Raw genomic sequence first — 21,920 nt, 5'->3', positions numbered from 1 at the left:
GCGACGAGCCGCGCGGTTCTCACCGAACCCGAGTCGGATGCCTCAGGCGTTCACCACCTCGGATTCGAGGCGTGCGTACGAGGCCTCCATGCCGTCGGTCATCCCGGTCGCGAGGATCGTGTCGCGGGTGTCCTTATCGGGGTACTCGATGAGAAGGGTCAGGAGGGTCGCGCCGTCCTCTTCGTACAGCTGCAGGTCGTTGATCGTCGCGGGACCCTCGGTGCCCGACATCCGTTCGGTCGTGACGGCGCGACGCGGAGCCTCCAGCTGCAGCACCTCTCCCTCGAACCCGAACGCCGTCTCGGGGGCACCGTCCTGCTCCCACGCCTGCCGGAACGTCGCCCCCACCTCGGTGCCGGGCTCGGCGACGGTCATCGACCAGCCGTCGGGACCGGTCAGCCACGTCCGCAGCAGCTCGGGCTCGTGGTGGGCGCGCCACACGAGGTCGCGCGGACCGTCGATCAGGCGGGTGATGCGCACGTGCGTGTCGTCGAGCAGTTCGACCCGCGTGCCCTGGCCCTGCGCGTAGGCGCGGAGGTCCTGGACGACCGCGTCGAGCTGGCCCATCGCGAGGCGGGAGCCCTCGATCGCGCCCATCGCGATGACCTGCTCGAGGCCCTCGGCCGACGTGAAGTAGGTCACGTTCGTCAGCCGCGAACCGGCGTCGGTGGCGTCGAACGAGAAGAGCATGCGCATCGCGGGGAACTGCTCCATCGGGTCGCCGTTCTCGTCGGCGAAGGCGTCGAGAACCTCGAAGCTGCGGCCTTCGTCGATTGCGATGAACTCCCACGTGCCCCGCGATTTCTCGCCCTGCGGGCTCGTCATCGCGTACTGGGCTCGGCCGCCGGGAACGAAGTCGAACCGGGTGAACGTCGCCGGCCAGCCGGGAGGGCCCCAGAAGCGCTCCAGCTGCGCGGGCTGCGTGAACGCGCGCCACAGGCGGTCGACGGGCGCGGCGACATCCGCGACCAAGGTCATGGTGAGGTTCTCGGCATCGGTGGTGATGTCGGTGACGGGCATCGGATTCTCCTTCGAACGAATACGGCGAGGTGGTGGGGTCGGGTCAGTCTTCGGGCTCGGCGAGCAGCGCGTCGAGGCGGTCGATGCGCGCGCGCCACAGCTCTTCATAGCGGCTCAGCAGCGCGCGGGCACGGGCGATCATGGCCGGATCCGCGCGCACGAGGCGCTCGCGCCCCTCGGCCCGCTTGACGATGAGGCCGGCGGTCTCGAGCACGCCGACGTGCTTCTGCACCGCCGCGAACGACATGTCGTAGTCGACGGCCAGCGCCGACACCGACTGCTCGCGCTCGATCGTGCGCCGCAGGATGTCGCGCCGCGTCGCGGTCGCGAGGGCGTGGAACAGACGGTCGATGTCGTCATCGCTCAGCTCGCTCCGCTCACTCGGTCGGGAATCTCCTCGTGCAACCATTTGGTTGTACGTTAGGACCACCGCGCGGCGGTGTCAATGGTTTCGCGCGACGGGATCCCGGCTCAGCGCGAGGCGCAGGCGACGCACATCGTCGCGTGGGGCCGCACCTCGAGGCGCTCGACCGGGATGCCGCGGCCGCAGCTCTCGCACAGGCCGTATGTGCCGTCGGCGACGCGGGCGAGCGATGCCCCGACCTCGGCGAGCTCGGCGCGCGCACCGCGCTGCAGCGCCTCGACGCGCTGCCACTCGCCCGACAGCGTCGAGCCCTCGGGGTCGTGCTCGTCGTCGGCGGTGGCATCCGCGCGGTCGTGGCGCAGGCTGTCGTCGTCGGCGTCGAGCCGCGCGAGCAACGCGGTGAGCTCGCGCGCCCGCTCGTCGAGCCGCGCTTTCGGATCCATTCCGCGACCCTACGTCAAGCCGGTGACACGGCGGCCCGCGCAGGCGCAGGCTGGACGCGGAAGGGAGAACGACATGACCGATCACCACGACAACGAGGCCGAGCACGCCGACGAGGGAGCCCAGCACGCGCCCGACGAGAACCCCTCGACGGAGGAGCTCGAAGAGCCCAGCGTCGCGAAGGAGCCGGGCGAAGAGCCCAAGGCCCCCGAGCAGAAGGACGAGGAGCCGAGCCACCACGCCGTCGGCATCGGCGTCATCGACGACGAGTCCTCGCCCCTCGCGCCCTGACCCTCGCTCCGGCGCACAGCTTCGCGATACATCTGCAGGACCGGTGGTGCTGGTGTCTTCTCGGCGCATGTACGAGGCGGCACCAGCACCGGCCGTCCGACGGATGTATCGCCGGCGCCCGACCCGACGCCCGGCCTCGCGACCGTGAGGGGCGCGTGAGGAGCGGGGGCGGAGGCGTATGGATAGCGTGAGGATCGCGGCCGCGGCATCCGGCCGGGTGTTGCATCGGATCTCGTGCTCGATGTCATCTATCTCGCCGCGATCCTCGCGCTCTTCGCCGTCGTCGGCCTCGTCGCCCGGGGGGTCGAGAAGCTGTGATGTTCTTCTCCCTCATGGCGGCCGGGCTCGCGATCGGCGCCATCGTCTACCTCGTCATCGCCCTCGTGCGCCCCGAGCGGTTCTGACGTGGATGCCGCGCAGATCGGGTTCGCCTCGCTGCAGATCGCGACCCTCGCCCTCGTCCTCGTCCTGCTCTACCGCCCGCTGGGCGACTACATCGCCCGCGTGTACACGTCGCCGCGCGACCTCGCCGTCGAGCGCGGCGCCTACCGCCTGATCGGCGTCGACCCGCGCGCCGAACAGACCTGGCAGGCCTACACCCGCGGGGTGCTGCTGTTCTCGCTCGTGGGCGTCGTGCTCGTCTACGCGCTGCAACGCCTGCAGCCGCTGCTGCCGTTCGCTCTCGGACTGCCCGCGCCGAGCGAGCACCTCTCGTTCAACACCGCCGTCTCGTTCGTCACGAACACGAACTGGCAGTCCTACTCGCCCGACGTCACCCTCGGCTATACGGTGCAGTTCGCGGGCCTCGCCGTGCAGAACTTCGTCTCGGCCGCCGTCGGCATGGCGGTCGCGATCGCTCTCGTCCGGGGCTTCGCGTACCGCCGCTCGGGCACCATCGGGAACTTCTGGGTCGACCTCGTTCGCGGCCTCGGCCGCATCCTGATGCCGATGGCGACCGTCGCGGCGGTCGTGCTGCTCGCGGGCGGCGTCATCCAGAATTTCGCGGGCTTCGCGGACGTGCAGACCATTGCCGGTGCGACGCAGTCGGTGCCGGGCGGACCGGTCGCGAGCCAGGAGGCCATCAAGCTCCTGGGCACGAACGGTGGCGGGTTCTTCAACGCCAACTCCGCCCACCCCTTCGAGAACCCCACGCCCTGGACGAACCTCTTCGAGATCTTCCTGCTTCTGGTCATCCCCTTCGCGATGCCCCGCGCGTTCGGACGTATCGTCGGGGACGACCGGCAGGGCTACGCGATCGTCGCCGTCATGGGCGGCATCTTCCTCGCGTCGATCGCGCTCGGCTCGTGGGCGGAGACCGCGGGTGGCGGCGCGGCGACGCAGCTCGCCGGAGCGGCGATGGAGGGCAAGGAGACGCGGTTCGGCGTCGCTTCGTCGGCGCTCTTCGCGGGCGCGACGACCCTCACCTCCACCGGAGCGGTCAACTCGATGCACGACAGCTTCACTCCGCTGGGCGGCATGCTGCCGATGCTCAACATGATGCTCGGCGAGATCGCGCCCGGCGGTGTCGGCTCGGGCCTGTACGGGATGCTGGTGCTCGCGGTCATCGCGGTGTTCGTCGGCGGCCTGCTCATCGGCCGGACGCCCGAGTACCTCGGCAAGAAGATCGGTCCGCGCGAGATCAAGCTCGCGAGCCTGTACATCCTCGTGACCCCGACGCTCGTGCTCGCGGGAACGGCGCTGAGCTTCGCGATCCCCGCGGTCCGCGCGGACGTCGAGGGCACCTCGATCTGGAACCCGGGCGTCCATGGCCTGAGTGAGGTGCTCTACGCGTTCACCTCCGCGGCCAACAACAACGGTTCGGCCTTCGCGGGCATCACCGCCAACACCCCGTGGTTCAACACGGCCCTGGGTGTCGCGATGCTGCTCGGCCGCTTCATCCCGATCGTGCTCGTGCTCGCGCTGGCCGGATCCCTCGCCGCGCAGGACAAGGTGCCCTCGAGCGTCGGCACGCTGCCGACGCACCGTCCGCAATTCGCGGGCCTGCTCGCCGGCGTGGTCGTCATCATCACCGCGCTCACCTACTTCCCGGTCCTCACCCTCGGACCTCTCGCCGAAGGACTCTCCTGATGTCTGCCTCCCTGACCGATTCCCGACCCGCATCGGCTGAACCCGCGGCCGCACCCGGCGCGCCCCGCAACCGGCGGGCCTTCAGCGCCGAGCAGCTGGTCGCGGCGCTTCCCGGTGCCGCGCGCAAGCTGAACCCCGCCGCGCAATGGCGCAACCCCGTCATGTTCCTCGTCTGGGTCGGGGCCGCGCTGACGACCGCGATCGCGATCGCGGAGCCGTTCCTCGGCGGCCCCGAGTCCTCCGGCGGCACGCCGGTGCCGTCCGGCTTCACGTGGGGCATCGCCGTCTGGCTCTGGCTGACGGTGTTCTTCGCGAACGTGGCCGAGTCCGTCGCCGAGGGGCGCGGCAAGGCGCAGGCGGCGACGCTGCGTCAGACCCGCACGACGACGACCGCCCGCCGCGTGACCTCCTACGACGAGCGAGAGGATGCCGCAGCGCGCACGGCCGCGACGCAGGACGTCGCCTCGGCCGAGCTGCGCCTGGGCGATGTGGTTGTCGTCGAGACCGGCGAGCTGATCCCCGGCGACGGCGACATCGTGCACGGCATCGCGACGGTCGACGAGTCGGCCATCACGGGCGAGTCCGCTCCCGTCGTGCGCGAGTCCGGAGGCGACCGCAGCGCCGTCACGGGCGGCACGCGCGTGCTGTCGGACCGCATCGTCGTGAAGATCACTTCGAAGCCCGGCGAGACGTTCGTCGACCGGATGATCGCGCTCGTCGAGGGCGCCGCCCGGCAGCGCACGCCCAACGAGATCGCCCTGAACATCCTGCTGGCCAGCCTGTCGATCGTGTTCGTCGTCGTCGTGCTCGCGATGAACCCGATCGCCTCGTACTCCGCATCGCCGGTGAGCATCCCGGTGCTGGTCGCGCTGCTGGTCTGCCTCATCCCCACGACGATCGGAGCCCTCCTCTCGGCGATCGGGATCGCCGGCATGGACCGCCTCGTGCAGCGCAACGTTCTGGCGATGTCGGGTCGCGCCGTCGAGGCGGCCGGAGACGTCACGACGCTGCTGCTCGACAAGACCGGCACCATCACCTACGGCAACCGCCGCGCCTCGGAGTTCGTCGCGATGCCCGGTGTCGAGGGCTCCGAGCTCGCGCGGGCGGCATCCCTGTCGTCTCTGTCCGACCCGACGCCCGAGGGCACCTCGGTGGTCGAACTCGCCGCGACGCAGCACATCATCGCCGAGCTGCCCCGCGATGCCGTCGCGGTGGCGTTCACGGCGCAGACCCGCATGAGCGGCGTCGACCTGCCGGACGGCACGCAGGTGCGCAAGGGCGCCGCGGGGTCGGTGCTCGCGTGGCTTGAGACCTCGGGGCAGCCGGCCGCCGCACCGCAGCGCGCCGAGCTCGTGCGCATCGCCGACGAGATCGCGCAGTCCGGCGGCACGCCGCTGGCGGTGGCCACGCTCGACGCGGACGGCACGGGCCGACTGCTCGGCGTCATCCACCTGAAGGACGTCGTCAAGGACGGTCTGCGCGAGCGCTTCGAGGAACTGCGCTCGATGGGCATCCGCACCGTGATGATCACGGGCGACAACCCGCTGACGGCCGCGGCGATCGCGAAGGAGGCGGGGGTCGACGACTTCCTCGCCGAGGCGACCCCCGAAGACAAGCTCGCGCTCATCCGCAAGGAGCAGGAGGGCGGCCACCTCGTCGCGATGACCGGCGACGGCACGAACGACGCGCCCGCCCTGGCGCAGGCCGATGTCGGCGTCGCGATGAACACCGGGACGTCGGCGGCGAAAGAGGCCGGCAATATGGTCGACCTCGATTCGGACCCGACCAAGCTCATCGACATCGTCCGCATCGGCAAGCAGCTGCTCATCACGCGCGGCGCCCTGACGACGTTCTCGCTCGCGAACGACATCGCCAAGTACTTCGCGATCATCCCCGCGATGTTCATGGGCGTGTTCCCCGGACTCGCCGCGCTCAACATCATGCAGCTGTCGTCGCCCGCGTCGGCCGTCACGAGCGCGATCGTCTTCAACGCGATCGTCATCATCGTGCTCATCCCCCTCGCACTGCGCGGCGTGAAGTACCGCGCGGCCAGCGCGTCGTCGATCCTCAGCCGCAACCTCGTCGTCTACGGGCTGGGCGGCGTCGTCGCCCCGTTCCTCGGCATCAAGCTGATCGACCTCGTCGTCAGCGTCATCCCGGGCTTCTGAGCCCGCGTCTGGAGTCACGTCATGTCCACCGCTCGCACCGCCGTCCGCACGACCGGCGTCGCCGTCCGCGCGATGCTCGTCTTCACCCTCGTCCTCGGTCTCGGCTACACGCTCGTCATCACCGCCGCCGGGATCGCGCTGCCCGCGCAGGCGAACGGCTCGCTGCTTCGCGACGCCGACGGCGAGGTCGTCGGGTCGGCGCTCATCGGGCAGTCCTTCACGGATGCCGACGGCGCGGCCCTGCCGCAGTACTTCCAGTCCCGCCCCTCGGCCGCCGGCGACGGCTACGACGCCGCGGCCTCGAGCGGCTCGAACCTCGGGCCGAACAACGACGACCTCGTCGCCGCCGTCGCGCAGCGGCGCGAGACCGTCGCCGCCCTCGAGGGCGTGGGCGTGGCCGACGTTCCGGCCGATGCCGTCACCGCGTCGGGCTCGGGGCTCGACCCGCACATCTCGCCCGCCTACGCCGAGCTGCAGGTGGCGCGGGTGGCCGCAGAGCGCGGCCTGTCGGAGGATGCCGTGCGCGACCTCGTCGCGGCGCACACGGCCGGGCGCGACCTCGGCTTCCTCGGCGATCCGCGCGTGAACGTCGTGGAGCTGAACCTCGCTCTCGACGGCGCCACCCGGGACGCGGGCGGGAACTAGGGTGATCCCGTGAAGCGCGGGAAGCTGCGGGTGCTGCTGGGCGCGGCCCCGGGCGTGGGCAAGACCTACGAGATGCTCGAGGAGGGCCGCCGCCTGCAGGATGCCGGCGTCGACGTCGTCATCGCCGTGGTCGAGACCCACGGGCGCGCGGCGACGGCGGCGCTGACCGCCGGCCTGCCCACGATCCCGCGGCGCCGGATCGAGCACCGCGGGGTCACGCTCGACGAGATGGACCTCGAGGCGGTGCTGAGCCGCGCTCCGCGGGTCGCCCTCGTCGACGAGCTCGCCCACACCAACGTCGGCGGCTCGCGCAACGACAAGCGCTGGCAGGACGTCGAAGAGCTGCGCGACGCGGGCATCGACGTCATCACGACCGTCAACGTGCAGCACATCGAGTCGCTCGGCGATGTCGTGCAGCAGATCACCGGCATCGCACAGCGCGAGACGGTGCCCGATGCCGTAGTGCGCTCGGCCGATCCGATCGAGCTGGTCGACCTCGCCCCGCCGTCGTTGCGCGACCGCCTCGCCGCGGGTCTGGTGTACCCCGCCGAGCGCATCGACGCCGCGCTGTCGAACTACTTCCGCCTCGGCAACCTCACGGCGCTGCGCGAGCTCGCGCTGCTCTGGCTGGCCGACGAGGTCGACAGCGCCCTGAAGGACTACCGCGCCGAGCACGGCATCCGCGGAACGTGGCAGGCCCGCGAGCGCGTCGTGGTCGCGTTGACGGGAGGCCCCGAGGGCGAGACGCTCATCCGGCGCGGCGCGCGCATCGTCGACCGGTCGGCGGGCGGCGAGCTGCTGGCGGTGCACGTGTCTGGCCAGGACGGCCTGCGCACGGCGGATCCGGCGGCCCTGGCGGATCAGCGGGCGCTCGTCGAGTCGCTCGGCGGCACCTACCACCAGGTGGTGGGCGATGACATCCCGGCCGCGCTCGTCGAGTTCGCCCGTTCGGTCAACGCCTCGCAGCTCGTCGTCGGGGTCAGCCGCCGCGGTCGCCTCGCCGCCGCGCTGACCGGTCCCGGAATCGGGGCCACGGTGATCCGCGAGTCGGGCGACATCGACGTGCACGTCGTCACCCATGCCGCCGCAGGCGGGCGTTTCGCACTGCCGCGCGTCGCCGGTGGCGCGCTGAGCGTGCGGCGTCGGCTGCTCGGCTTCGTCGTCGCCCTGTCCGGCGGTCCGCTGCTGACCTGGCTGCTGGTCGCGCTGCGCAGCCCCGAATCGATCACGAGCGACGTGCTCGCGTATCAGCTGCTGGTCGTCGTGGTCGCGCTCGTCGGCGGGCTCTGGCCCGCCGTCTTCGCCGCCGTCATGTCGGGCGTGACCCTCGACTTCTTCTTCGTCGCGCCGCTGTACACCGTCACGATCTCCGACCCCCTGCACGCGTGGGCGCTCATCCTCTACGTCGTCATCGCCCTGCTCGTCAGCGTCATCGTCGACCAGGCCGCGCGCGGTACGCGGGCGGCCCGGCGCGCGACCGCCGAAGCCGAGCTGCTGGCCGCGGTGGCCGGCAGCGTACTGCGCGGCGACGGATCGATCCCCGCACTCGTCTCGCGTGCCCGCGAGGCGTTCGGGATGTCGGGGGCCCGGCTGGTCGCCACCGACGGCGCGGTGCTCGCCGCCGACGGTGAACCGGTGCGCGACGACCGACACCTGCGCGTCTCCGTGACGGACCGGGCCGTGCTCGAGCTGCACGGCGGCGAGCTGGGCGGATCGGAGCGGCGGCTGCTCGACGTCGTCGTCGCGCAACTGGCCGCGGCGCTCGAGCAGGCCGACCTGCAGCAGTCGGCGCGCACGGCGACGGTGCTGGCCGAGACCGACCGGGTGCGCAGCGCCCTGCTCTCGGCCGCGAGCCACGACCTGCGCCGCCCGCTCGCCGCCGCCGTCGCCGCCGTCGGCGGACTGCGTGCGGCCGGGCCGGCCCTGAGCTCGGCCGACCGCGCCGAGCTGCTCGACACGGCCGGCGAGAGCCTCGACGCGCTGACCTCGCTCGTGACCGACCTGCTCGACGTCAGTCGCATCGAGGCCGGCGCTCTCGCCGTCGCGCTGCGGCCGGTCGACGCCGCCGACGTCGTCCTGGCCGCGGTCGACGAGCTGGCGCTCGGGCCCGGGGACGTCGAGCTCGCGCTCGACGAGGACCTCGGCCGGGTGATGGCCGACCCGGTGCTCCTGCAGCGCGTCGTCGTCAACGTGCTCGCCAACGCCCACCGGCACGCCCCCGACGGCAGCGTCGTGCGCATCGCGACGAGCTCGCTCGGCGCACGGGCGCAGATCCGCGTGATCGACCACGGCCCCGGCATCCCGCCGGAGCGCCACGGCGACGTCTTCGCGCCCTTCCAGCGTCTGGGCGACGCCGACAACACGACCGGTCTCGGCCTCGGCCTCGCGCTGTCGAAGGGCTTCACCGAGGGCATGCAGGGCACGCTGACGCCCGAGCAGACCCCCGGGGGCGGGCTCACGATGGTCGTCGAGCTGCCGCTGGCGGCACCGCCCGCCCGCCGAAGCGAGAGGATCGACGGGTGAGAATCCTCCTCGCCGACGACGACCCCCAGCTGGTCCGCGCCCTGCGCATCACGCTCGGGGCGCACGGCTACGACGTCGTCACAGCCGCGGACGGCGCCGCCGCGATCGCCGCAGCGGCATCCGAGCACCCCGACGTGATCGTGCTCGACCTCGGGATGCCGCGCCTGGACGGGGTCGCGGTCATCGAAGCGGTCCGCGGGTGGAGCGACATCCCGATCATCGTCGTGTCGGGCCGCACCGGATCGGCCGACAAGGTGACGGCACTCGACGCCGGCGCGGACGACTACGTCACCAAGCCGTTCCAGATCGACGAGCTGCTCGCGCGACTGCGCGCCCTGGCCCGGCGCACCGGCGGGGCGGCATCCGTGCCCCTCGTGCGCTTCGCCGACGTCGAGATCGACCGCGCCGCGAAGACCGTCACGCGCGCCGGCGAGCGGGTGCACCTGACCCCGACCGAGTGGCGCATGCTGGACTTCCTCGCGCGTAGTCCGGGAGCCCTCGTGACGCGCCACGATCTGCTGAAGGAGCTGTGGGGCACCGAGCAGGTGAGCGACACGGGGTACCTGCGCCTGTACGTCTCGCAGCTGCGCAAGAAGCTCGAGGCCGATCCCGCGCACCCCGCGCACCTGCTCACGGAAGCGGGAATGGGATACCGGCTCGTCGCGTCGTGACGATGCGGTCATAATGATCGCTGGCAATCACGCGAGGGCGCCTCGCCGCGGTGATCTGGAGGAGCGCATGCCGTTTCGGACGAAGGAAACGCTGGAGGCCTGGCTGGCCGAGTTCGCCGAGCTCGGATATCCCGTCAGCGACCGCCTGCGGGTCATGCCGCAGGACGGCACCGAGGGCCACGACACCGGCCTCATCGGCCTCGACCTGGTCAACGCCGGCACCGTGACGTACCTGCAGCCCGAGCCCATCGGCTCGACGCACTGGGCGGTGACGTTCGAGGCGCGGGAGCAGGACGTGAAGCTCGACGCGGGCCGCGCGCTCGAACTGTCGACCGAGTTGGCGATGCTGTCGGCGCTGTGCGCCTTCCTGCAGACGAAGTCCGCCGCCTTCATCGCGAGTCGCGCGGCGGCGCCCGTCGCCTAGCGGCCCGGGGCCGACCGCGCATGCCCGAGAGGCGACGTGGTGTCAAGGCTCTAGGAAGCACTTCTGGTCCGCCCTAGCTTGCGGGAAGGGTCGCGCGAGCGATCCGTTCGCTCAGAGGCATCCGGAGGACGACATAGCCAGCACGACCCCCGCGCGGCCGACGTCAGTCCGCGCCGCACCTCAGCGCCGCGTGCGACAGAAGTACAACAAGCGCGAGGCCCTCGCGGGCTACCTCTTCCTGACGCCGTGGATCATCGGCTTCCTGGTGTTCACCGTCGGAGCGATGGTCTACAGCCTCTACATCTCGTTCAGCAGCTACAACCTCGCGACGAACTCCGCGCGGCCGATCGGGTTCGACAACTACGCTCGCCTCTTCGAGGACCCGCGCGTGGGCGTCTCGCTCGCCAACACGCTGTTCTACGCCGTCATGGCGGTGCCGCTCGAGATCGCCTTCGCGCTCGTCCTCGCGCTGCTGCTGAACCGGATGGGCCGCGGCGCCGGTGTCTTCCGCACGCTGTACTACCTGCCGAAGATGACCCCCGCCGTCGCGACGGCCGCGGTGTTCTTCCTGCTGCTCAACGGCAACTCGGGCGCGATCAACCAGGGCCTCGCGGCCATCGGCATCCAGGGTCCGCAGTGGCTCGTCGACCCCGACTGGGTCAAGCCCAGCATCGTGATCATGGCGCTGTGGACCGTCAGCGGCACGATGGTGATCTTCCTCGCCGCTTTGAAGAACGTGCCCGTGGAGCTGTACGAGGTCGCCTCGCTGGACGGCGCCGGTCCGATCCGGAAGTTCTTCTCGATCACGCTGCCGATGATCTCGGGCGCGATGTTCTTCAACGTCATCGTGCTCTCGATCGCCGCGTTCCAGGTCTTCGACCAGGCGTACCTGCTGTTCTGGCGCGACCAGAGCAACTCATCGCCCGAAGCGTCGCTGTTCTACGCGATCTACCTCTTCCAGCAGGCGTTCCGCCAGTTCAACTTCGGGTTCGCCGCCGCGATGGCGTGGCTGCTGTTCGTCATCATCATGGCCGTCACGGTCATCCAGGTGAAGTTCGGCAACCGCTTCGTCTACTACGAGGGGGACCGCTGATGGCCATCTCGCAACAGACCCCCGGGGTCAGCCAGCCGACTCCGGAGCTCGCCGCGGCGGCCGTGCCGGCGACCGGCTCGGCCCCGAAGCGCCGGCGGCGCATCGGCACGCCCAAGACCGTCGCCGGACGCGTCACGCTCGCCGCAGTCTCGACCGGCTTCGCGCTGCTGTTCCTGTACCCGTTCGTGTGGCTGCTGGCGGCGAGCTTCAAGCCCCGCGGCGAGGTGTTCGACAACCGCCTCATCCCGCAGACGTTCGTGCCCGAGAACTACGTCGAGGTCTGGAACCAGCTGCCGCTGCTGAGCTGGATGTTCAACAGCGTCGCGATCGCGCTCCTGGCCGCGACGGCGGTGTCGATCTCGAGTTCGATCGTCGCCTTCGGCTTCGCCTACTTCTCGTTCCCCGGCCGCAAGCTGCTGTTCGGGCTGGTCCTGGCGACGATGATGCTGCCCGGCGCCGTGACGATGATCCCCGTCTACCTGATCTGGAAGGAGACGGGCCTGCTCGGCACCTGGGTTCCGCTGTGGGGGGCCAACCTCTTCGGCTCGGCGTTCTACATCTTCCTGCAGCGGCAGTTCTTCATGGGCCTGCCCCGCGAGCTGTTCGAAGCGGCGCGCATCGACGGGGCGAGCGCGTGGGGACTGTTCTGGCGCATCGCGATGCCGCTGTCGGTGCCCTCGTTCGTCATCGTGTTCCTGTTCGAGTTCCAGGCCAGCTGGAACAACCTGCAGGCGGCGCTGATCTACCTCAACGCCGGCACGGTCGACGAGTTCACCGCCCCGCTCGGGATCGCCTACGCGATGACGAAATACAGCCCCACGGCCGGCGGCCAGGGCGACTACCAGTACGTGATGGTGGCCTCGCTGCTCGTCACGCTGCCCATGCTCATCCTCTTCGCCTTCGGCCAGCGCTACTTCATCGAGGGCGTGGCCACGCAGGGACGCAAGGGATGATCCGCGCGCACCGCGCGGACGACGACAGGAGGAACACATGCGCAATCGACTGATCGGGGCCGCCGCGGTGGCCGCGGCATCGGCCGTCGTCCTTTCCGGATGCAGCGGCGGCGACGCCGGTTCGACGGACGGCATCGACTTCGAGGCCGCCCCCACCGGCACGCTGGCCGCGTGGGGCTTCGAGAACGCCGACGACGTGGGCACGGCGCGGCTGGACTATGCCGCCGAGCAGCTGTCCGACGTCGAGGTCGAGCTGGATGCGACGGCCTTCGACTCGCAGAAGTTCACGACCCGCATCGCGAGCGGCGACGTTCCCGACGTCGTCCAGATGGACCGCCGGTACGTCACCCAGTACGCCGCGCAGGACCTCATCATGCCGCTCGACGCGTGCTTCGAAGCGCAGGGCGTCGATCCCGAAGAGCGCTGGTACGAGTCGGTCGTCGAGGACGTCACCTTCGACGACGAGGTCTGGGGCGCGCCGCAGTTCTATCAGCCGCCGGCGATCATCCTCAACAAGACCGTCATGAACGAGGCGGGCGTGAGGGCCGACGAGATCGACACGTCGCAGCCCGACGTGCTGATCGCGGCGATCGAGAAGATGTACCAGGAGTCCGGCGGCGTCCCCACCCGTCTCGGTTTCGACCCCGTGTCGACGGGGCAGTCCGCGCTGTGGATCCTCGGCTCGGGCGGCCAGCTGACCGACGAGGACGGCGTCCCGACGCTCGACGACCCGAGCAACCTCGCCGGCATGGAACTGCTGCAGCGCATCAACGACGCGCAGGGCGGCTTCGCTCAGGTCAAGAGCTTCACCGACGCGTTCGACACGTTCGGCGACGCGAACCAGTTCGTCACGAACCAGGTCGGCGCGCAGGTCAACGCCCAGTGGTACCCCAACGTGCTCTCCCCCTACGTCGACCAGATCGACATCGAGGCGGTGCCCTTCCGCGACAGCGAGGGCGAGCCCTTCTCGGTGTCGGGAGGTCAGGCCTTCGTCATCCCGATGAACGCGAAGAACCCGGCGGCGGCGTGCGCCTGGGTGTCGGAGCTCACGAGCGGCGAGGCGTGGAACGCCGCGGGCGAGGCGCGCGCCGAGACCCGCACCGCCGAGGGCGGCGTCAACACCGGCCTGTTCACCGGTTCGCCGCAGCCCGACCAGGAGATCCGCGAGAAGTGGGTCGTCCCGTCGGGTGACGCCGGCTTCGACCAGGTCGTCGCGACGTACTACGACGTCGTCGACTACGGCACGTCGTTCGGCTCGTCGCCGGCCGGTCAGGACATCCAGAACGAGCTGAACAACGCCGTGACCGCTGCCCTGCTCGGCGACAAGACGGCCGAAGAGGCCCTCGCCGACGCGCAGGACGCGGCGATGCGCGCGTACGAGAACGCCACGGCCGCGCGCTGACGCCGGCCCCGGCCGCCGATAATGGGCGGATGGAGCCGTGGGAGTTGCGGGAGTGGTTCGGCGAGTACCTCGACGCCTGCAACCGCCACGACCTCGGCGCCATCCGCTCGTTCATCGACCCCGACGTTCGGCGAGCGCACCTGCCCGGTGGGGCGGATGCCTGGATGGCCGACGTCGTCGAGCTGCTCGACGGTTTCGCCGACTGGCAGGTGCGCCGCATCCAGCTCGTCGTCGAGGACGATCGCATCGCCGCCCACCTGCGCACGAGCGGCACGCACACCGGGCCGTTCCGCGGCGTGCGACCCACGCGGCGACACGTCAACGTCGCGGAGTTCGGGATCTACCGGGTCGTGAACGGGCGCATCGTCGAGTTCGCGGGGACGACCGATCGCGCGGAACTGCTCGCTCAGCTGAGAGCATGAGCACATGACGGAGCACGCGACGGAGATCGCCTGGTCGAGCGGGTCGTGGACGAACGACCCCGAGCGCGTCGAGACCGACGGAACCGACCTGCTCGTCACCGCGCGTGAGGGCAGCGACGCGTGGCGGGTGACCTCGTACGGGTTCGTGCACGATGACGAGCACGCACTGCTGGCGCCGATGCCCCGGGACAGCGCCGTCGAGGTCGCGTTCCGACTCGACTTCACGGCCCAGTTCGATCAGGCCGGCGTCTTCCTGCGCGTCGACGACGAGACCTGGATCAAGGCCGGGGTCGAACGCAGCGACGGAGCCGAGAGCCTCGGCGCGGTCGTCACCCGCGGGGTGTCGGACTGGTCGCTGTCTCCCGTTCCCGGTTGGGCGGGCCGCGTCGTGACGGTACGGGCGAGCCGCTCGGGCGACGCGGTGACAGTCCGCGCGCGCGTGGACGACGAGGACTGGCGCCTGGTGCGGGTCGCGCCCCTTGACCCCGCAGCATCCGTCTCGGCCGGTCCGTTCTGCTGCGCGCCGACCCGCGCGGGCCTGACCGTGCGGTTCCTGTCGTGGCGTCGCACCGAGGCGGACGCGGCGCTGCATCCCGAGGACTGACCGGGGACTGACCCGACGCGTCCGCGCGGGCCTATGATCGCCAGCAACATCGACCGATGCGAAAGGCGGCCCGTATGGCCGAGTCGCTCCCCCCGGATGCGCCGCGCGAGGATTCGGATGCCGCGTGGGCCCGGCGCAAGCCGTCGAGGCGCGACTTCCTGCGGCGCGCGGGCCTCGGCGCGGCCGGCATCGCGATCGGAGGCTCGGCCGGCGCGGCGGCGACCGCCGCGATGACGCCGCACCCGCCGGAATTCGCCCCGCTCGCGGCTCGTCACGTGCCGGGCTTCGATCACGTCGTGGTGCTCATGTTCGAGAACCGCAGTTTCGACAACCTGCTCGGCCACCTCTACACCGCCGACGAGAAGTCCGCCGCCGAGTTCGACGGAGTGCTGCAGGGCGATCACGCCAACAGCGCCCCGGACGGCACCGTCGTGCCCGCGCACGTCTACAGCGGCGCGACCGACCACATCATGCAGCAGCCGCAGCCCGACCCGGGCGAGACGTACCCGCACGTCAACACGCAGCTGTTCGGCACGATCGACCCTTCGGGCAACGCCGACATCGACCGCAACGGTTTGCAGCCGCCCTACAACGCCCCCGCCGCGGGCACGCGAGCGCGCAACGACGGCTTCGTGCACGACTACATCGTCAATTACCGCGCCGCGAAGAAGCGCGAGCCGACGGCGGAGGAGTACGCGACCGTCATGGGCGGGTTCTCGCCCGAGATGCTGCCGGTCGTCTCGATCCTCGCGCGCGAGTTCGCCGTCTACGACCGCTGGTTCGCGGGTGTGCCGTCGCAGACTTTCTGCAACCGCAGCTTCTTCCACGCGTCGACCTCGCACGGGTTCGTCGTCAACCAGGCCGGGGGCGGCTACGACAAGTGGATCGATGCCCCGCCCGCGCCGACGATCTTCAACCGGCTCGAAGAGGCGGGCCGGACCTGGCGCGTGTACTACGACGCGACACAGCTCGTCTCGCTCACCGGGATGCTGCACGCGCCGGTCCTCGAGCGGTACTGGAAGACGAACTTCCGCGTGATGGAGCAGTTCTACCAGGATGCCGCCGACGGCAACCTTCCCGACTACGCCTTCATCGAGCCGCGCATGGTGTTCAACCACAACGACATGCACCCGCCGTGGGGGGCGACACGCGACGGTGAACTCGAGCTGCCCGACGGCAGCCGCATCCGCATCACCAACAGCGCGGACTCGGATGTCCGTGCCGGCGACCGGCTGGCCCAGGACGTCTACGACGCGATCCGCACGAGTGCGACCGCATCCGGGTCGAACGCGATGAACACGGCTCTCGTGATCACCTTCGACGAGCACGGTGGCACCTTCGACCATGTGGCACCGCCGGCAGCGGCGCCGCCCGATGCGAGTGGGCCGGGCGAGATGGGCTTCGCCTTCGACCGGCTCGGCCTGCGCGTGCCGGCGATCGTCGTCAGCGCGTACACCGCGGCGGGCACCGTCGTGCACGACGAGATGCACCACGGGTCCATCACCAACACCCTGTGCCGACTGCACGGGCTGAGCCCGCTGAACGTGCGCGACGAGAGCGCGAACCCGATCTTCAACGCCGTCAACCTGACGACCCCGCGCCAGCCGTACACCTGGCCGCAGCCGCAATCGCTGTACACGCCACCGAACCCCGAGAAGGGTACCCACAAGGCGGCCGACGAGAAGCACCACAAGCGCCCGCTCACGCCGCCCGCGCGCGGGCTGCTCGGTCTGCTCGCCGCGCGGTTCGACCCGGGCAGCCGGCTGCCGGCCACCTACGGCGAGGCGTACGACGCGCTCGTCGAGCACGGCACGGGCGTCTTCGGCGCGTTCGACACCCCGCGCGCGACCCCCAGCGCGACCCCGCCGCCGGGCGCCCCGGCACCGGCCGTCGAGTCGCCCTGAACCGCGGCGAGTCCGCAAGTGAGGGGGGTCAGACGAGCTGCAGCGCGACCGCCGCGCGCAGGCCCCATCCGTCGGCCTCGTCCCACGTCACGACCGCGGCACCGTCGGGCAGCTGGGGCGCACCCGTCTCGATGCATCGCCGCACGGCCGCTCCGGGCGCCGACGCGGGCACGACCATCACCGCGAGCGCGAGCGGCCTCCCGCGCATCATCTCCAGGCGCCGGTGCATCGACTCGGCGGCGCCGGCGAACCCGGGGCAGACCCGGTCCTGCACGGCGTCGTCGTCGACGATCGCGAGCGCGAGCGCTCGTCGGATGCGCGAGCCCGCCAGCAGCGAGACCCGCATCCCGGTCATGCGCTGACGGACGAGCGACCGCAGCGCCGCCGGGGTGCGCCGGCCGCGCAGGTCCATGCCGTGCACGAGCGTGCGCGGGGCGCAGCCGTCGAGGCCGACGCGCGCGTCGAGCCAGGGCGCGACGGCATCCCCGGCCACCAGCAGCCCGGCGTCGAATCGGCTCGCGATCGCCTCGCTCATGACCGGGACACCGGCACCGTGGCCGACGCACCGGAGCCCGCGGCTGTCGCGCGCGCCTCGTCCTCGGCCGCCTGAGCCGACGCGATCATCGCCTCGTAGCGGGCGCAGCGGCTCGCCCAGAGCACCGTCGCGAACACCATCACGCGGTCCATTCAGCGTCGGGGCGAGCGTCGGCGTCGGCGCGAGCGTCGTCGACGTCGGAGCGAGTCCCGTCGAAGCCGGGGCGCGGACGGATGTCGCCGACCCCGACGGCGCCGGGGCAGGGCACCGCGACGAGGTCGCCGGGCCGCACGTCGGCCGGCAGCACGACGGCCACCCCGGGAAGACGCGCGCCGTCGCTGCCGCAGACCGCGAAGCGGTGGTCGGGGGCACCCGAGACGCGGGCGAGCAGTCGCGCCTCGGTCCACACGGGGTGCAGGCCATCGTCGAACGCCGCTGCGAGCACGAGTGCGGCGACCTCGTCGGCGGGACGTGCGGCGCTCACCTCGAGGATCAGCACCGTCGTCGCGGCGGTGGGCGACGGCATCCCGCCCGACAGGGGGATGACCGCCGGCGCCGTCATGACGGCCGGCAGCCCGCAGAGCTCGACGTACCGCGTGACGGAGACGCCACCGACGACGATGTCGTCGCACGTCGGCGCGGTGCGCGCGGGCCAGGCGTCGCGCGAGAGGGGGCTCGGGATGCTGCGCCGCAGCGTCGGAAGGATCGAGGTCAGGGTCATGCGCTCAGGTCTACGCCCGCCCCCGGCAGCCGGCGAGAGTCCCTCACGCTTCCCATGCACCCTCGCCCCGGATCCTCACGCCGGTCCGGTCAGCCGACCCGCCCGTCGGGGAACGAGCGGGGGGCGCGGCGGCGCCAACTAGACTGATCGCGTCCGGCATCCCGAGTCCTGGAGTCCAGCCGCGTGAGCACCCCTGTCGCAGATACCGTCGAGAACGCCACCGCCACTCCGGAGCGTGAACAGCCCTACGGCGCCCTGGGCCTCAAGCCCGACGAATACGCGAAGATCCGCGAGATCCTCGGCCGCCGCCCCACCTCGGGCGAGCTGGCGATGTACTCGGTCATGTGGAGCGAGCACTGCTCCTACAAGTCGAGCAAGAACTACCTGCGCCGCTTCGGCCAGAAGGTCTCGGACGAGATGAAGACCCGCCTCATGGTGGGCATGGGTCAGAACGCCGGTGTCGTCGACGTCGGCGAGGGCTGGGCGGTGACCTTCAAGGTCGAGTCGCACAACCACCCGAGCTACATCGAGCCGTTCCAGGGCGCCGCGACCGGCGTCGGCGGCATCGTCCGCGACATCATCTCGATGGGCGCCCGTCCCGTCGCCGTCATGGACCAGCTGCGCTTCGGCGCCATCGACCACCCCGACACCGCGCGGGTCGTGCACGGCGTCGTCAGCGGCATCTCGTTCTACGGCAACTGCCTGGGCCTGCCGAACATCGGCGGCGAGACCGTCTTCGACTCGGTCTATCAGGGCAACCCGCTCGTGAACGCCCTCGCGGTGGGCGTCATGCGCCACGAGGACATCAAGCTCGCCAACGCCACCGGCGCCGGCAACAAGGTCGTGCTGTTCGGCGCGCGCACGGGCGGCGACGGCATCGGCGGTGCGTCGATCCTCGCCTCCGACACCTTCGCCGACGGCGGACCCACCAAGCGCCCCGCGGTGCAGGTCGGCGACCCCTTCGCCGAGAAGGTGCTCATCGAGTGCTGCCTCGAGCTGTACGCGGGCGAGCTCGTCGAAGCGATCCAGGACCTCGGCGCGGCCGGCATCTCGTGCGCGACGAGCGAGCTGGCCGCCAACGGCGGGTCGGGCATGCGCGTCGACCTCGAGAACGTGCTGCTGCGCGACCCCTCGCTCACGCCCGAGGAGATCCTCATGAGCGAGAGCCAGGAGCGCATGATGGCGATCGTCGCTCCCGAGAAGCTCGACGCGTTCCTCGCCGTCGTCGGCAAGTGGGACGTGGAGACGAGCGTCCTCGGCGAGGTCACCGGTGACGGCCGCCTGCAGATCTTCTGGCACGGCGAGCAGATCGTCGACGTCGACCCCTCGACTGTCGCGGTCGACGGCCCGGTCTACGACCGCCCCGTCGCCTACCCGACGTGGATCGACGGCCTGCAGGCCGACTCGGCGGCATCCCTGCCCCGCGCGAACGACGCAGAGACCCTGCGCGACCAGTTCCTGCAGCTCGTCGCGAGCCCGAACCTCGCCGACACCAGCTGGATCACCAACCAGTACGACTACTACGTCCTCGGCAACACGGCGCTGAGCTTCCCCGACGACGCCGGCATGATCCGCGTCGACGAGGAGTCGGGCCTCGGCTTCGCGATCGCGACGGACTGCAACGGCCGCTACTGCCAGCTCGACCCGTACGCGGGCGCGCAGCTCGCCCTGGCCGAGGCGTACCGCAACGTCGCCGTCACGGGTGCCGTGCCCACCGCGGTGACCGACTGCCTGAACTTCGGCAGCCCCGAGAACCCCGAGGTCATGTGGCAGTTCGGCCAGGCCGTCGACGGCCTGTCGGACGCGTGCCTCGAGCTCGGTGTGCCCGTCACGGGCGGCAACGTCTCGTTCTACAACCAGACCGGCGACCAGCCGATCTTCCCGACCCCCGTCGTGGGCGTGCTCGGCATCGTCGATGACGTCGCCCGCCGCATCCCGTCGGGCTGGCAGGACGCCGGCGAGAACATCTACCTGCTCGGCGTCACCGCCGAGGAGCTCGACGGCTCGGCGTGGGCCGACACGGTGCACGGTCACCTGGGCGGCCGCCCGCCGAAGGTCGACCTCGCCGCCGAGAAGCGCCTCGCCGGCCTCATCCAGGCCGCGTCGCAGCAGGGTCTCATCTCGAGCGCGCACGACCTGTCGACCGGCGGCCTCGGCCAGGCCCTCGCCGAGGCGACGACGCGTTTCGGCGTCGGCGCCCGCGTCTGGCTGAGCGAGATCGTCGAGCGCGACGGCGTCGACGCCGCGACGGCGCTGTTCAGCGAGTCGACCGGACGCGTCATCGTCTCGGTGCCCCGCGAAGAGGACGTGAAGTTCCGTGGCCTGTGCGAGGGGCGCGACTACCCCGTGCTGCGCATCGGTGTGACGGATGCCGCCGAGGGCGTCACCCCCGTCCTCGACGTGCAGGGCCTGTTCTCGGTGCCGGTCGCCGAGATCCGCGCGACCTCGCGCGCAACGCTGCCCGCCGCGTTCGGTGAGATCGTCGACGAAGTGCCGACCTCGTGAGCGGACGCGACCTGACGCCGCAGGGCGACGACGACGAGTACGCCGGGTTCGCCCGCGGACGCTCGCGTCGCATGCGCGTGACGGCGTGGGTCGCGATCGTGTCGCTCATCCTCGTCGGCGGCGGCTCGACGGTGTTCGCCCTCCTGTTCGGCTGATACACCCGCAGGATCGACGGGGCTGAAGTTGCGCCTCACGCGGTGGCACGGCTCACCCGCCGCGCCGGTCCGACGGATGTATCGCGCGCCCTGCCCGAGACGCGAGCCGGCGCGATGCGTAGGCTGAGAGGGTGGATCCGATCCTCGTGCTCGTGACCGAGTGGTGGTGGATCGCGCCGGCCGGTGCCGGAGCGAGCGCCCTCGGCTGGGCCGGCCTGCGCCGCGTGCGCCCCGGTCAGCGGCGGCTCGAGCTCGACGCCGCGCTGCTCGACCTGCGTCGCGCGCAAGAGGCGGTCACGCAATCCCGTGCGCAGCTCAAGGTCGCGCGCGCCGAGCTGCTGCGCGCACAGGCCGAGAAGTCCACGCCCCGTGCGACGGCGGGAGCCGTGCCCGAGGCGCGCCGCCGGCTGCAGCTCGCCGAGCGTCAGGCACGCGCCGCCGTCGCCGACGTGAAGGCCCGACGCGCGGCCGTGCAGGCGGCGCGCGCGACGATGCCCGCTTCGCGCGGCGCCGTCGAGCAGATGCCTCTCGCGCGGCTGATGGCCGAGCACGACGAGCTGACCGCGCGGTGGATCGAGTACGAGACGGATGCCGCGAAGGCGATCGGGTTCCCGATGATGTCCGACGCGCGCTGGCCCCCGCTCGAGCTGTTCCTGCGCGAGTATCAACAGGCCTCGTGGCTGCGACCGACCGCCCGCGACGTGCGGATGGCCCCCGCCGACTACAGCGCCTACCGCGAGGCCGTCCGCCGCGCGACCCATGCGTTCGACGCCGCCGAACGCGCCGCGCGTCGGGGGACGGGGCGGGAGATCCCCGAGCCCGACGAGCGCTCGAACGACTGGGCCGAGGTCGCGCAGGATCTGCTCGACAACGCCCAGCGCGCGATCGCCCGGTCGAGCGAGATGTGGAACCGGGTTCGCCGTGACCGCGACCGGCGCGAGGAGCGCCGGGACGAGCGCCGCGGCGACCGGGGCTGATCCGACGCGTCGCG

Annotated in this window: 23 protein-coding genes; 17 read left to right on the top strand and 6 right to left on the bottom strand. The window is 71.3% G+C overall.

The window, feature by feature from the left end:
• Positions 1-42 precede the first annotated feature (42 nt).
• From JOF37_RS09935 to JOF37_RS09925, 3 genes are all read right to left on the bottom strand, one after another.
• Positions 43-1,020, bottom strand: coding sequence for an SRPBCC family protein (locus JOF37_RS09935; protein WP_210006667.1), 978 nt, complete (start codon positions 1,018-1,020; stop codon positions 43-45).
• Between the two features lie 43 nt (positions 1,021-1,063).
• A complete protein-coding gene (locus JOF37_RS09930) occupies positions 1,064-1,429 on the bottom strand; it encodes an ArsR/SmtB family transcription factor (protein ID WP_210006666.1) in 366 nt (121 codons plus the stop codon).
• 62 nt (positions 1,430-1,491) lie between these two features.
• Entirely contained in the window at positions 1,492-1,827 is a 336-nt protein-coding gene (locus JOF37_RS09925) for a TraR/DksA family transcriptional regulator (RefSeq protein ID WP_210006665.1), read from the bottom strand.
• 73 nt (positions 1,828-1,900) lie between these two features.
• Here JOF37_RS09925 and JOF37_RS09920 point away from each other — a divergent pair, with 73 nt between their 5' ends.
• From JOF37_RS09920 to JOF37_RS09855, 14 genes are all read left to right on the top strand, one after another.
• Entirely contained in the window at positions 1,901-2,116 is a 216-nt protein-coding gene (locus JOF37_RS09920) for a hypothetical protein (RefSeq protein WP_023953215.1), read from the top strand.
• 317 nt (positions 2,117-2,433) lie between these two features.
• A complete protein-coding gene (locus tag JOF37_RS09915; protein WP_310892303.1) occupies positions 2,434-2,520 on the top strand; it encodes a potassium-transporting ATPase subunit F in 87 nt (28 codons plus the stop codon).
• Between the two features lies 1 nt (position 2,521).
• Positions 2,522-4,204, top strand: coding sequence for a potassium-transporting ATPase subunit KdpA (kdpA, locus tag JOF37_RS09910; protein ID WP_210006663.1), 1,683 nt, complete (start codon positions 2,522-2,524; stop codon positions 4,202-4,204).
• Positions 4,204-6,372 (top strand): potassium-transporting ATPase subunit KdpB, encoded by a 2,169-nt coding sequence (gene kdpB, locus JOF37_RS09905; protein ID WP_210006662.1) that lies wholly within the window; start codon positions 4,204-4,206, stop codon positions 6,370-6,372. Before kdpA ends, kdpB begins: the two co-directional genes overlap by 1 nt.
• Before the next feature lie 21 nt (positions 6,373-6,393).
• The gene (gene kdpC, locus JOF37_RS09900; protein WP_210006661.1) at positions 6,394-7,017 is read left to right on the top strand and encodes a potassium-transporting ATPase subunit KdpC; all 624 of its coding nucleotides are present in this window, start codon (positions 6,394-6,396) and stop codon (positions 7,015-7,017) included.
• A 9-nt stretch (positions 7,018-7,026) separates the two neighbouring features.
• Complete coding sequence (locus tag JOF37_RS09895; RefSeq protein ID WP_210006660.1) at positions 7,027-9,540, top strand: DUF4118 domain-containing protein; 2,514 nt, start codon at positions 7,027-7,029, stop codon at positions 9,538-9,540.
• Positions 9,537-10,211, top strand: a complete 675-nt coding sequence (locus JOF37_RS09890) for a response regulator (protein ID WP_210006659.1) — start codon at positions 9,537-9,539, stop codon at positions 10,209-10,211. Before JOF37_RS09895 ends, JOF37_RS09890 begins: the two co-directional genes overlap by 4 nt.
• A 67-nt stretch (positions 10,212-10,278) precedes the next feature.
• Positions 10,279-10,635, top strand: a complete 357-nt coding sequence (locus JOF37_RS09885; RefSeq protein ID WP_210006658.1) for a hypothetical protein — start codon at positions 10,279-10,281, stop codon at positions 10,633-10,635.
• A 190-nt stretch (positions 10,636-10,825) separates the two neighbouring features.
• Positions 10,826-11,728 carry a carbohydrate ABC transporter permease gene (locus tag JOF37_RS09880; RefSeq protein ID WP_271175027.1) on the top strand — a complete coding sequence of 301 codons (903 nt, stop codon included), beginning with the start codon at positions 10,826-10,828 and terminating at the stop codon, positions 11,726-11,728.
• A complete protein-coding gene (locus JOF37_RS09875; protein ID WP_210006657.1) occupies positions 11,728-12,681 on the top strand; it encodes a carbohydrate ABC transporter permease in 954 nt (317 codons plus the stop codon). The genes JOF37_RS09880 and JOF37_RS09875 overlap by 1 nt, the downstream gene beginning before the upstream one ends.
• A 37-nt stretch (positions 12,682-12,718) precedes the next feature.
• The gene (locus tag JOF37_RS09870) at positions 12,719-14,083 is read left to right on the top strand and encodes an ABC transporter substrate-binding protein (RefSeq protein WP_210006656.1); all 1,365 of its coding nucleotides are present in this window, start codon (positions 12,719-12,721) and stop codon (positions 14,081-14,083) included.
• A gap of 29 nt (positions 14,084-14,112) precedes the next feature.
• Positions 14,113-14,505 carry an ester cyclase gene (locus JOF37_RS09865; protein WP_210006655.1) on the top strand — a complete coding sequence of 131 codons (393 nt, stop codon included), beginning with the start codon at positions 14,113-14,115 and terminating at the stop codon, positions 14,503-14,505.
• A gap of 4 nt (positions 14,506-14,509) precedes the next feature.
• On the top strand, positions 14,510-15,109 hold the full coding sequence (locus tag JOF37_RS09860) for a DUF1349 domain-containing protein (RefSeq protein ID WP_210006654.1): 600 nt from the start codon (positions 14,510-14,512) through the stop codon (positions 15,107-15,109).
• A gap of 74 nt (positions 15,110-15,183) precedes the next feature.
• Entirely contained in the window at positions 15,184-17,013 is a 1,830-nt protein-coding gene (locus JOF37_RS09855; RefSeq protein ID WP_210006653.1) for an alkaline phosphatase family protein, read from the top strand.
• 28 nt (positions 17,014-17,041) lie between these two features.
• Here the strand turns inward: JOF37_RS09855 and JOF37_RS09850 are convergent, their stop codons facing one another.
• Genes JOF37_RS09850 through JOF37_RS09840 form a run of 3 tightly spaced genes read right to left on the bottom strand, consistent with a single transcriptional unit; the run spans position 17,042 to position 18,269 of the window.
• Positions 17,042-17,548, bottom strand: a complete 507-nt coding sequence (locus tag JOF37_RS09850; protein WP_210006652.1) for a hypothetical protein — start codon at positions 17,546-17,548, stop codon at positions 17,042-17,044.
• A complete protein-coding gene (locus JOF37_RS09845) occupies positions 17,545-17,691 on the bottom strand; it encodes a hypothetical protein (protein WP_210006651.1) in 147 nt (48 codons plus the stop codon). The genes JOF37_RS09850 and JOF37_RS09845 overlap by 4 nt, the downstream gene beginning before the upstream one ends.
• On the bottom strand, positions 17,688-18,269 hold the full coding sequence (locus JOF37_RS09840) for a hypothetical protein (RefSeq protein ID WP_210006650.1): 582 nt from the start codon (positions 18,267-18,269) through the stop codon (positions 17,688-17,690). The genes JOF37_RS09845 and JOF37_RS09840 overlap by 4 nt, the downstream gene beginning before the upstream one ends.
• Before the next feature lie 183 nt (positions 18,270-18,452).
• Here JOF37_RS09840 and purL point away from each other — a divergent pair, with 183 nt between their 5' ends.
• The 3 genes from purL to JOF37_RS09825 all read left to right on the top strand — a co-directional run bounded on the left by purL (position 18,453) and on the right by JOF37_RS09825 (position 21,906).
• The gene (purL, locus tag JOF37_RS09835) at positions 18,453-20,774 is read left to right on the top strand and encodes a phosphoribosylformylglycinamidine synthase subunit PurL (RefSeq protein WP_271175026.1); all 2,322 of its coding nucleotides are present in this window, start codon (positions 18,453-18,455) and stop codon (positions 20,772-20,774) included.
• On the top strand, positions 20,771-20,929 hold the full coding sequence (locus JOF37_RS09830) for a hypothetical protein (RefSeq protein ID WP_210007849.1): 159 nt from the start codon (positions 20,771-20,773) through the stop codon (positions 20,927-20,929). Before purL ends, JOF37_RS09830 begins: the two co-directional genes overlap by 4 nt.
• 131 nt (positions 20,930-21,060) lie before the next feature.
• A complete protein-coding gene (locus JOF37_RS09825) occupies positions 21,061-21,906 on the top strand; it encodes a hypothetical protein (protein ID WP_210006649.1) in 846 nt (281 codons plus the stop codon).
• The last annotated feature ends 14 nt before the right edge of the window (positions 21,907-21,920 follow it).

The organism is Microbacterium imperiale (assembly GCF_017876655.1).
GTDB classification, from domain to species: Bacteria; Actinomycetota; Actinomycetes; order Actinomycetales; family Microbacteriaceae; genus Microbacterium; species Microbacterium imperiale.
The sequence above is the reverse complement of the archived record's forward strand: the minus strand, read 5'-3'. Positions and strand labels throughout refer to the sequence as shown.